Below are 10658 nucleotides of genomic sequence, written 5' to 3' on the forward strand. Positions count from 1 at the left end.
AGGAGGAAAAATAAAATGACAAAGAACATTCATGATGTTGCATATGAATTACAAAAAGCAATCGCTGAAAACGAAGACTTCAAAACTTTAAAAGAGAGCTACGCAGCAGTTCAAGCTGACACAGCTTCAAAGAACTTATTCGATGAGTTCCGTACAATGCAACTTAGCCTACAACAAAAAATGATGCAAGGCCAAGAAATCACTGAAGAAGACAACCAACAAGCACAAGAAGTTGTAGCTCGCATTCAACAAGATGCTAAAATTACAAAATTAATGGAAACTGAGCAACGCCTAAACGTTGTAATCGGTGACGTTAACAAAATTATCATGAAGCCACTTGAAGAATTATATAGCGCGCAACAACAAGCGTAATAGTGGAAGACGCTCCTAGTTTAGGAGTGTCTTTTTTGTTTAGGGAATTTAATAGTTATACCACAAAAACTCCCTTTCAAAATAGCCATTTCTTATTGGTTATTTTGAAAGGGATATGTAACACATCTGTTAATTTTTTTTATTGCTGTTAATTGAAGTTTTAATATTTTTTTCGTTCAAAAACGTTTCAATCTCTTTTTGTTTCCTCCCATTTATTTTCTCAAGGCGTTTTGTAAAAGAAAAATTGGCTTTGAATAAGTTACCATCTTGGGTGAGTTTGTCTAATTCTTGATCTAGCTCTACGAAAATATCCGTAGATGATGACATAAATGCATAGATTTCTTTTGAAGGTTTTTTATAATCAGTAGGTAAATTATTATTACTAATAAACTCATGGAAATTCATATCGTTTTGTTTCGCTAAATCAATTAGTTTTTGTAATTTTTCTCGGTCAGATTCCGTGAAATTCTTATCAGAATTTGTTGAAGCGAGAGGGATAATATTTTCAGATAACTCCCAACTATAATCTATATAATTTTTTATATTTTGTTTCATTTCGTCTTCACTAATAGTTTCGTTTTTCTTTGAGGAACTAAATATATTTTCTGGAACTTTAATAGCAACATCTTAAATAGATTGTACATCGTTTTCTTCCCTAGGTTGTACACTGTTTGAACAAGCTGATAGAAATAAAAGAGTAAGTAGCATGAGTGAATATAAAGTATATTTCTTCATTTTAATCTCCTTTTACATTCATTAGTGTCTTTGTAAAATAGCAATATTCCATTTCAAATACTTTACTAAAAGTGCATATAGATGTTTTACCATTTGATAAGATATGACGGATATGAGTAAACCGACGCAAAAAGCGATGAACACATTATAAACATCGGAATAACTAATTTGATGAAACCCTTTAAAGAATCCTAATCCTATTAATAAAATAGGCGAAATAATTAATACTGGCGTGGCAATGATAAGTGCTAGAAGAATCGGTAATAAAAAGAGTAGTACGAAAAAGGCGATAAAGATAAAGGCAAAGTTTAAAACACTTAAGCTCATAACAGAAAACAGTGCTGCCATAATATTTTTTAGGCTGCGTCTATTGTCAGCGTTACTTATTACATATGAAACAGTAAGTTCTTTAGCGATAGTTTTAGGGTTTCCTAGCTTTTTAGAAATTTCCTCTTCAGATATTCCATCTTGTTTACCACTAATAAAATGAGTTTCGTACTCCGAGATAATATCCTCCTTTTCTGAATTAGGCATATTCCGTAGGGAAGAACTAAGTTGTTCTAAAAATTCACTCTTGTTCATAACGATCACTTTCCTTTATAAAATGATGAATTATGGCTGAAAATCCTATCTTTTTTCTAAGCAGCACACACAATCTATATCTACTTTTTGAAAGGAGATATACTAATCGTGAATAACATTCCAAATAATGGGTATTCCATTATTTACAAATATATCACTTACTATTATTCTTTGCAAGGTACTATAAATTTGTTAATAATGTGAATAGGGGGAAGTATTTTTGTGCATTTTTAGAAGAGATATAAAAATGTTATTTTAAGATAAACAAAAGGTTGTAAGCGCATTCTTTAAATCTTGTCAAAATAATGTCGAATTCATATTGTTGGAAAAATAATGCATTTGTAATATAATGATAAATGATACTTCACCAGCTTAATTAACTAGGTGAAATTAAAATCTTTATTACACAAATTATGAAACAAAGGGTAACTAACTGTTACGATTTATTTAACCAATTATAACGAAAGTTAATTAAATATATCAGTAAGCCCTGCTAGTCAAGTAATTGGCTAGTAGTGAGGGTTAACTGCGGGCAATCCCTAAAGCTGATTGAACTACAACGTGGCTAGAAATAGCGAGCGTGAATGTTGCGAAAGCAGAAAAAATCAATCAGATGATGCAAGGTTAAATCCTAAACATTAGAACAATGGGTCTTCCGCCTCGAATCATCTAAGTCAAAATGGATAGGATGAACGTTCAACGACTATCTCGTATAACTGACGAGAGTACATCACAAGCCTATGGTGGTGGAAAAATCCTCTATCTCTAAAGAGATAAACATATAGTCTGCGCTCATGTGAAAACATGAGAAGTTCATAAGAGAACTGGCTAAGGAATTGCGCCCTTAGTTGAACGAGATACATTTAATTAAATCTATCAAACCTCATTGAATCAATCGAACGTATGTGCTATGGTAGGTTCAATGAGGTAAGAATAATAATGAAATTTTTACGAGTTAGTCAAGTATCAGAATTAACAGGTTTGCATCCGAGTAGTCTTACGAGAATGCTGGTGGAACACGCTACGATTCAGAAGAACAAATCTTTCATTAAAGGAGTTACATTCTGATGATATTGGCGAAGAAAGTCAGACTAATTCCAACGCCTGAACAAGAAAAATTGCTTAGAAACCATGCTGGTGCTGCAAGATTCGCTTATAACTATTGTAAAAGAATGAGTGATAGATACTATAAGCTATTTGGAAAATCTGTTTCACAGTTAGCTTTACAGAAACGATTTACAAAGATTAAGAAGCGAAAGAGATATGAGTGGTTAAAAGACATTAATGCACAAGTTCCCAAACAGGCTTCAAAAGATTTTGATACGGCGAGAAAAAATTCGTTCAAAAAGTACAAAAATGGTTCTCACACTTCTTATAAATCCAAAAAAGATTTAATTCAAGGATTTTATACCAATTATGAAAGACTGGTTATAGGAAAGAAAGTCGTTCATATTCAGTCTATTGGAGAAGTGAAAACAAGCCAACAACTACCAAGAAATAAAAAACCATCCAACCCAAGAGTTACCTTTGACGGTCATCACTGGTGGATGAGTGTAGGGTTCCAAGAAGACTTTGAATCACAAGAACTAACCGATGAGTCGATTGGTGTGGATGTTGGTTTAAAAGAGCTGTTTGTAGCTTCTAATGGTATGAAAGAACGAAATATAAACAAAGATGCCAAGGTTAAAAAACTTTTGAAAAGGAAAAAGTCAGCACAAAGAGATATGTCTAGGAGATTTAAAAAAGGTGTAAAAATTCAATCTACCGGATATGAAAAAGCGAAAGCTGAGCACCTGCGGTTATCTAGGAAAATTACGAATATCCGAAATAACCATATCCATCAAGCAACAGCTAAATTGGTGAAAACCAAACCAATGAGGATTGTTGTGGAAGACTTACCTATCTCAAACCTGTTAAAAAACAAAAAACTATCGAAAGCATTTTCATTTCAAAAATTAAACTTCTTCTTTCAATGTTTATCATACAAGTGTGAGAAGTACGGCATTGAGTATGTAAAAGCTGATAAATGGTTCGCTTCAAGCAAGATTTGTTCATGTGGCGGCGTTAAATACGACCATTCAGTTCAACCAGAAGGACAGTGGAGTTTAAAGATTCGTGAATGGCGTTGTGCTTCATGCAATAGCTATCACGATAGGGATGTAAATGCTGCGATAAATTTATCAAGATGGGTAAAATAAATGCTTGATAATAGGAGGTAACGATACTGCCTCGTGTGGAGTGTTATACCCCTCGTCCCTTTGGGGTTGCGATAACACGATGAAGCACTAACTCGTGTAAATTTGATTGAATTGTATAGATTTAGTTAAGTTTATCGTATCGGATGATTAGTTTGAGTACAGGTGTAAAAGTAAACGACGTGAAGACAAAAACAAAAGGAGCAGATCTTGTTGTTGATTGTTTAATTAAACAAGGTGTTACACATGTTTTCGGTATTCCAGGAGCAAAGATTGACTCTGTATTTGATGTATTGCAAGAAAGAGGACCAGAGTTAATCGTTTGTCGTCATGAACAAAATGCAGCATTTATGGCAGCTGCTATTGGTAGATTAACAGGAAAACCGGGCGTATGTCTTGTAACTTCAGGACCAGGGACATCAAATTTAGCGACAGGTCTTGTTACTGCGAATGCGGAGAGTGATCCCGTTGTTGCTTTAGCTGGTGCAGTACCGCGTACGGATCGATTAAAACGTACGCATCAATCTATGGATAATGCTGCACTATTCGAACCAATCACAAAATATAGCGTAGAAGTAGAGCATCCTGATAATGTGCCAGAAGCACTTAGTAATGCATTTCGAAGTGCGACTTCCACAAATCCGGGAGCTACTTTAGTAAGTCTTCCGCAAGACGTTATGACTGCGGAAACAACTGTAGAGTCTATCGGTGCGCTTTCTAAGCCACAGCTTGGAATCGCTCCCACAAATGATATTACATATGTAGTAGAAAAAATAAAATCAGCGAAATTACCAGTTATTTTACTCGGTATGAGAGCGAGCACAAATGAAGTGACGAAAGCTGTTCGTAAATTAATTGCGGATACAGAACTTCCTGTCGTTGAAACATATCAAGCAGCTGGTGCGATTTCACGTGAGTTAGAAGATCATTTCTTCGGCCGCGTTGGATTATTCCGTAACCAACCAGGTGATATTTTACTAGAAGAAGCAGACCTTGTGATTTCTATTGGTTATGATCCAATCGAGTATGATCCAAAGTTTTGGAATAAACTTGGCGACAGAACGATTATTCATCTTGACGACCATCAAGCAGATATCGACCATGATTACCAACCAGAGCGTGAATTAATTGGTGATATTGCCTTAACGGTAAATAGCATCGCGGAAAAATTACCGAAACTTGTATTAAGTACGAAATCAGAAGCGGTGTTAGAACGATTACGCGCAAAATTATCAGAACAAGCAGAAGTTCCGAACCGTGCTTCGGAGGGTGTTACGCACCCACTTCAAGTGATTCGTACACTTCGTTCTTTAATTAGTGACGATACAACTGTTACATGTGACATCGGTTCCCATTCTATTTGGATGGCGAGATGTTTCCGTTCTTATGAACCACGTAGATTATTATTTAGTAACGGCATGCAAACGTTAGGTGTTGCACTTCCTTGGGCAATCGCAGCTACTTTAGTAGAACCAGGTAAAAAAGTAGTTTCCGTATCAGGTGACGGTGGTTTCTTATTCTCAGCGATGGAGTTAGAAACGGCGGTACGTTTAAATTCTCCAATCGTCCATCTTGTTTGGAGCGACGGCACATATGATATGGTTGCATTCCAACAAATGATGAAATACGGCAGAACATCAGCTACAGAGTTTGGCGATGTGGATCTTGTGAAATATGCGGAAAGTTTCGGGGCGTTAGGTCTTCGTGTTAACACGCCTGATGAATTAGAAGGGGTATTAAAAGAAGCATTAGCAGCAGATGGTCCTGTCATTATTGATATTCCAATTGACTATCGTGACAATATTAAATTAAGCGAAAAATTATTACCAAACCAATTAAACTAATGGAGGCAGATTTGAGATGACTGTTGCGCAATTAATTGATATTGATGCAAAAAAAACGAAAACGAGTAATGAAGTATATCAAACATCTACAATGCTTGCGCTATTAGATGGTATATATGATGGTGTGATTAGCTTTGAAGATTTGAAAAAACATGGTGATTTTGGCATCGGCACATTTGATCAATTAGATGGTGAAATGATTGCATTTGATAATGAATTTTATCATTTACGTTCAGACGGTTCAGCAGAAAAAGTAGAACCAGAAGAAACAACACCATTTGCGACTGTAACGTTTTTTGAAAAAGAAATGAGTTATACGGTAGAGCGTCCGATGAATCGTGAAGAAGTTGAAGCATTATTACATGAATTAATGCCAAGTAAAAACTTATTTTATGGTATTCGAATGGACGGTACGTTCCGTGAAGTAAGAACGAGAACTGTTCCAAGACAAGAAAAACCGTATACACCGCTCGTTGAAGTGACGAAATCACAACCAATCTTTTCATTTGAAAATACAGAAGGTACGCTTGCTGGATTTTGGACACCAGATTATGCGCAAGGTATTGGTGTAGCAGGATTCCACTTACATTATATTGATGATGAAAGAAGCGGGGGTGGACATGTTTTCGACTATGTTATAGAAAACTGTACGATTCAAATTTGTCAAAAAGCTCATATGCATTTAGCACTTCCAGAAACAGCTGATTTTATGGCGGCTGAATTATCAAGAGAAAACTTAGAGGATAATATTGCAACTGCGGAAGGTGCAGAGTAAAAGGGAAGCCGATTCGGCTTCTCTTTTATTTTGAGTTACTCCCGATATGCGGAACAATGCTCATCAGAAATAGAATAGTTCTCTTTACCAGTTAAGGCTGATACTTCTACTAATTGATGTCCAAGCCCATCCCATACTGTAACAGTATATAAGGATGACCATTTAATATTCCCACGAGCGAGTCGGAAAGAATAATAGTCGTTATCTGTTGTTACTAAAACTTTGTTATAAATAATATTTTTCGTTTTTTTATTTTGTAAAATAAGGACAAAGTCTAGTTTATCTTCTTCTTTCGGAATTTGTAGTATTCTTGCTACAAACATTCCATTTGGGTTTTTCTTCGTTTTATATACTTTTTCTGATTCTATTTTTAGTTCAGGTTTGCCTCTCATAATCTCTCCCTTTAACATATGCTTACTTCTTTGAAACAAACGGATGCCCCTCATAATAAAAACGCCACGGATAATGTACAGCTTCTTCTGCATAGTCGATATTAATACGAGGTCCTGCTGCTATTTTATATTGTGATGATATGTGTTCATCTTTTGGGACGAGTTCAATATGTAATGTGTCACTTTGTAATGATAAGCCTCGTTCTTCTAAAGTAATTCCGAGGGCACGGCATAGTTTGCCAGGACCGTTTGTTAAATTTTTGTACTGCGCTTTTGTAATGTCTGTTTTGTTGTAGCGTGCTAGTTTTATTTCTTCTATTCCATTTACCGGCTCAAGGGCTCGAATGAGAACACCTTGCGGGGTGCCAACTGGTGCTGTAATAACGTTAAAACAATGATGCATACCGTAAATTAAATATACGTAAGCATGCCCTGGTGCGCCAAACATGACTTCTGTGCGGTCTGTCCGTCTGCCGCCGTAACTATGTGCGGCCTTATCATCTGGGCCTTTATATGCTTCTACTTCTACAATGATTCCGCTTCGCTTTATTCCGTCTACAATATGAACAAGTTTTTGCCCGAGTAATTTTTTTGCTACTTCTAACGTATCGCCTTCATAAAAGGAAGGAGGTGCCTGCATTGTACTATCTCCTTTACTAAGTGTATATGTATATAGTAAACCAAATTTTCAGTAGTAATTCTAACTCGTTCTATTTATCGGGTGTATTTCATAAATTATGGATAGAGTACAACAGCGAAGAGGGGGAGTGCGACATGATTTATCGCTTACTAGCTCTTAATATAGATGGGACACTACTATACAACAATGGAAAAATTGCAAAAGGATTAAGAGAAACAATTGAATTTGTGAAAAGAAAAGATGTATACGTTACGTTATTTACGAGCCGTAATTTTCAATCCGCTCATAAAGTAGCAAAGGCGTTAAAATTAGATTCTATATTAGTGACACATGGTGGTGCTTTCGTTTCAGCAACGTTAGATAAGCCGTACGTTCAAAGAAGATTATCTGAAGAGAAGACTTTTAACATTGTGCAAGTGTTAGAGCACTTTGATTGTAACGTACGTATTTCTCATGAACGGTTTTCGATAGGAAATCGTGAGAGAAATACACCAAACTTAATTGCGCGCACTGTATTATCAAGCGCAGATCCGTTATTTTATCCAGTTCAATTTGTAGATTCGTTAGGTGACGCGCTTCGTGACCATCCGGTAGCGGCGCCAAAAATTGATGTTCTTTTCCAAACTAAGGGTGAAAAAGAAAGAGGGCTGAACACATTAAGAAAAGCATTCCAAGATGTAGAGTATGTTGAATGTGATTCAAAACGAATAGAAATCTTGCCGCAAAATGTATCAAAGTTACGCGGATTACAATTGCTTGGAGAGCATTTAAATATTTCGCTAAATGAAATGGTTGCGATTGGAGATAGTATGGAAGATTTAGAGGTTATTGAAAACGTGGGACTTGGTGTAGCGATGGGGAACGCACCTGTAGAGTTAAAGCAAGCAGCAGATTGGATTACACGTTCAAATAGTGAGAACGGTGTAGAGTACATGATTAAAGAGCATTTCCGTAAGCAATTCCCGCTTCCGTTTTTGAAGAATCATAAAAATACACCGAAACGATGAAAGAAAAACGTAGCTTTTTGGCTACGTTTTTTTTGTTGAGCTTATTAAAATGAATGAAAACGTTTTAAATTGTGAATTGTGTATGGGATTCATACAATTCACTTGAATCCTTTAGAAAACTAATGTAAAGTGGATGATGTTGCCAAAACAGTTACACCACATGAAATATTCTTCAGATTAATTTTATTGAGCTCCCGTACGTAAAAACATTTCCGCATGATAGTTTAGTTCACGTATTATTTCAAAAATGAATTGTAGTAATTTTATTAAGTAGTTGTAGCGTTCCTTTGTTTTATTTAAATGGATTATTTTAAGTTAATGTGAGTAAGACCTGGTACATATGAAATGTGCTTCTTTTTGTGATTTTAGGAAGTTTAAAAGGGGGAATGAATTTCTTGAGGAAATCATTTAATCAAAAAATTAAAAAGTTAAGTAGTAGTTTAATAGTTGTATTACTAATATGTATGAATTTTTTAATCCATTTACCATTTAAAGCGGAGGCAGCTACAACAGAGTTAAAAGGTTTAGGTGATGTATCTTATTACAACGCCATCATTTTTGGAGATCATAGTGCAACGAGTGCGGATATTGAAGGTGCGATGGCTGTTCAGAAAAATATGAACGCATCAAGTTATACAGTCGTAGCGGCTGCAACTGGAGCAAATAACTTAGCTGGAGCAACTTGGGTAGATGAAGGATATCCATCATTATTACTAGGCGGTCAATTTACGAAAGCGGGAGCAGGACAAGTAATTATTCAAGATGGAACAGTGGCGATGACAAAAGACGGTGACCCAGATGGCGCAATGAAAACGTCATATGACCGTATCTCTTATAAAGAGCAAGCGGAGATTGATGCTAAGTTTAAAGAATTTAGAAAAGACGTTGATGGTGTAATTGGGGATGCAAGTAAACTACACACTGATAAGCCAAAACCTAATATGAGCTTTGGAATCGGTGAAGATGTAAACAACCCTAATATTTATGTCTCTTCAGGTCAGACGGGAAAGAAAGCATTTGATGTAAAAGACGTTTTTCTTCCGAATGTAGAGAATAAAGACTTTATTGTTATTTATTCAGATGCAGAAGAAGTGAGTTTTGGTGGCGGTGCAATTTTGTATGATACAAGAAATACTGGGATGGCGACGGATTTAATTAATACATCTCAAGCATATGACCCTAATTCATCTTTTACTGAGTTAGCTAGTAAGGTAATTTGGGTATTTCCTAATGCTACAAAGATAACAACTAAAGGTTATGGTGTAGTAGGTAGTGTGTTTGCACCTAATGCAGTTGTAGAAACAAAAGGTGGTTCTATTAATGGACAAGCCTATGTTGGAGGATTACACCAAAGAGATGGTTTTGAGGTTCATAACTTTAAATTTAACTGGCCAAAGTGGAATAAACCAGCAGCCGAAAAAGGAAATTTACAAATTAAAAAAGTTGATGAAAATGATAAAAACATTGTTTTAAAAGACGCAAAATTTGATGTTATAGACAAAGATAATAACATTGTGGCTACTGTTACAACAAACGAAAAGGGTATTGCGGAAGTTAAAGATTTACCACTTGGTGACTATTTTGTAAAAGAAATAAGTGCACCAGAAGGATATATAAAAGTTGATACACCAGTCAAAGTAACAATTGATAATACAAACGTAATTGAACTTGTTATGAAGAATACGAAAAAAGTAGAGAATGGCCAATTTAAATTATTGAAAAAAGATAGTGAATCTGGTCAACTTCTACCAGGTGCAAAATTTGATGTTATCGATAAAGATGGGAAAGTTGTGGAAACAATTGTTACAGATGATAAAGGTGAAGCCTTATCGAAACAACTTCCAGTTGGAAGCTATACATTAAAAGAAGTAGAAGCACCGAAAGGATATGAATTATCATCTAGTTCAGTTTCTGTTGATGTAGAGGCTAATAAAGTAGTGACTGTAGATGTGGTGAATAAAAAGATCCCCGAAAAAGTAACAGGTCAATTTGAAATTGTGAAAGTAGATGCGGAAGATAAAACGAAAGTATTATCAGATGCAGAATTCGAAGTGTATAAAGATGGTAAAAAAGTAGATACGTTACGAACAGATAAAACTGGTAAAGTAGTTTCTCA

10 protein-coding genes and 1 pseudogene are annotated in these 10658 nt (G+C 35.5%); 7 read left to right on the forward strand and 4 right to left on the reverse strand.

Features of this window, described 5'->3' with window-relative positions:
* Nucleotides 1–15: 15 nt before the first annotated feature.
* Nucleotides 16–372 carry a YlbF/YmcA family competence regulator gene (locus ACQRBL_RS04430; protein WP_000164614.1) on the forward strand — a complete coding sequence of 119 codons (357 nt, stop codon included), beginning with the start codon at nucleotides 16–18 and terminating at the stop codon, nucleotides 370–372.
* 129 nt (nucleotides 373–501) lie between these two features.
* Here ACQRBL_RS04430 and ACQRBL_RS04435 read toward each other — a convergent pair.
* Both ACQRBL_RS04435 and ACQRBL_RS04440 read right to left on the reverse strand, forming a co-directional pair.
* A pseudogene (locus ACQRBL_RS04435) lies at nucleotides 502–1107 on the reverse strand (NDxxF motif lipoprotein).
* A 21-nt stretch (nucleotides 1108–1128) separates the two neighbouring features.
* Nucleotides 1129–1689, reverse strand: coding sequence for an HAAS signaling domain-containing protein (locus tag ACQRBL_RS04440; protein ID WP_001042975.1), 561 nt, complete (start codon nucleotides 1687–1689; stop codon nucleotides 1129–1131).
* 939 nt (nucleotides 1690–2628) lie between these two features.
* Between ACQRBL_RS04440 and ACQRBL_RS04445 the strand changes: the two genes are divergently transcribed.
* The 4 genes from ACQRBL_RS04445 (at nucleotide 2629) to alsD (ending at nucleotide 6503) form a co-directional block, all read left to right on the forward strand.
* Nucleotides 2629–2757, forward strand: a complete 129-nt coding sequence (locus tag ACQRBL_RS04445) for a hypothetical protein (RefSeq protein WP_000670740.1) — start codon at nucleotides 2629–2631, stop codon at nucleotides 2755–2757.
* Nucleotides 2757–3887 (forward strand): RNA-guided endonuclease InsQ/TnpB family protein, encoded by a 1131-nt coding sequence (locus ACQRBL_RS04450; protein WP_411996119.1) that lies wholly within the window; start codon nucleotides 2757–2759, stop codon nucleotides 3885–3887. The genes ACQRBL_RS04445 and ACQRBL_RS04450 overlap by 1 nt, the downstream gene beginning before the upstream one ends.
* A gap of 152 nt (nucleotides 3888–4039) precedes the next feature.
* Nucleotides 4040–5728, forward strand: coding sequence for an acetolactate synthase AlsS (alsS, locus tag ACQRBL_RS04455; RefSeq protein WP_411996120.1), 1689 nt, complete (start codon nucleotides 4040–4042; stop codon nucleotides 5726–5728).
* A gap of 16 nt (nucleotides 5729–5744) precedes the next feature.
* A complete protein-coding gene (alsD, locus tag ACQRBL_RS04460; protein ID WP_000215024.1) occupies nucleotides 5745–6503 on the forward strand; it encodes an alpha-acetolactate decarboxylase in 759 nt (252 codons plus the stop codon).
* A 35-nt stretch (nucleotides 6504–6538) separates the two neighbouring features.
* On the opposite strand, the gene ACQRBL_RS04465 is transcribed toward alsD, so the two are convergent.
* Both ACQRBL_RS04465 and ACQRBL_RS04470 read right to left on the reverse strand, forming a co-directional pair.
* Nucleotides 6539–6895, reverse strand: coding sequence for a hypothetical protein (locus ACQRBL_RS04465; protein WP_003311779.1), 357 nt, complete (start codon nucleotides 6893–6895; stop codon nucleotides 6539–6541).
* A gap of 22 nt (nucleotides 6896–6917) precedes the next feature.
* Complete coding sequence (locus tag ACQRBL_RS04470) at nucleotides 6918–7535, reverse strand: DNA-3-methyladenine glycosylase (RefSeq protein ID WP_001148775.1); 618 nt, start codon at nucleotides 7533–7535, stop codon at nucleotides 6918–6920.
* Between the two features lie 134 nt (nucleotides 7536–7669).
* Between ACQRBL_RS04470 and ACQRBL_RS04475 the strand changes: the two genes are divergently transcribed.
* Both ACQRBL_RS04475 and ACQRBL_RS04480 read left to right on the forward strand, forming a co-directional pair.
* Nucleotides 7670–8542 carry a Cof-type HAD-IIB family hydrolase gene (locus ACQRBL_RS04475; RefSeq protein WP_000640430.1) on the forward strand — a complete coding sequence of 291 codons (873 nt, stop codon included), beginning with the start codon at nucleotides 7670–7672 and terminating at the stop codon, nucleotides 8540–8542.
* 386 nt (nucleotides 8543–8928) lie between these two features.
* Nucleotides 8929–10658: MSCRAMM family protein (locus ACQRBL_RS04480; protein ID WP_427733985.1), on the forward strand; the 1730-nt coding region annotated here is incomplete at its 3' end.

Origin of the sequence: Bacillus sp. AF62 (genome assembly GCF_050312695.1) — a bacterium.
Lineage (GTDB): Bacteria > Bacillota > Bacilli > Bacillales > Bacillaceae_G > Bacillus_A > Bacillus_A cereus.

What these genes read in the sequence shown, in the direction of transcription:
- ACQRBL_RS04430 (WP_000164614.1), top strand. Translation starts at nt 16, where the DNA reads ATGACAAAGAACATTCATGATGTTGCATATGAATTACAAAAAGCAATC.
- ACQRBL_RS04440 (WP_001042975.1), bottom strand. Translation starts at nt 1,689, where the DNA reads ATGAACAAGAGTGAATTTTTAGAACAACTTAGTTCTTCCCTACGGAAT.
- ACQRBL_RS04445 (WP_000670740.1), top strand. Translation starts at nt 2,629, where the DNA reads ATGAAATTTTTACGAGTTAGTCAAGTATCAGAATTAACAGGTTTGCAT.
- ACQRBL_RS04450 (WP_411996119.1), top strand. Translation starts at nt 2,757, where the DNA reads ATGATATTGGCGAAGAAAGTCAGACTAATTCCAACGCCTGAACAAGAA.
- alsD (WP_000215024.1), top strand. Translation starts at nt 5,745, where the DNA reads ATGACTGTTGCGCAATTAATTGATATTGATGCAAAAAAAACGAAAACG.
- ACQRBL_RS04465 (WP_003311779.1), bottom strand. Translation starts at nt 6,895, where the DNA reads ATGAGAGGCAAACCTGAACTAAAAATAGAATCAGAAAAAGTATATAAA.
- ACQRBL_RS04470 (WP_001148775.1), bottom strand. Translation starts at nt 7,535, where the DNA reads ATGCAGGCACCTCCTTCCTTTTATGAAGGCGATACGTTAGAAGTAGCA.
- ACQRBL_RS04475 (WP_000640430.1), top strand. Translation starts at nt 7,670, where the DNA reads ATGATTTATCGCTTACTAGCTCTTAATATAGATGGGACACTACTATAC.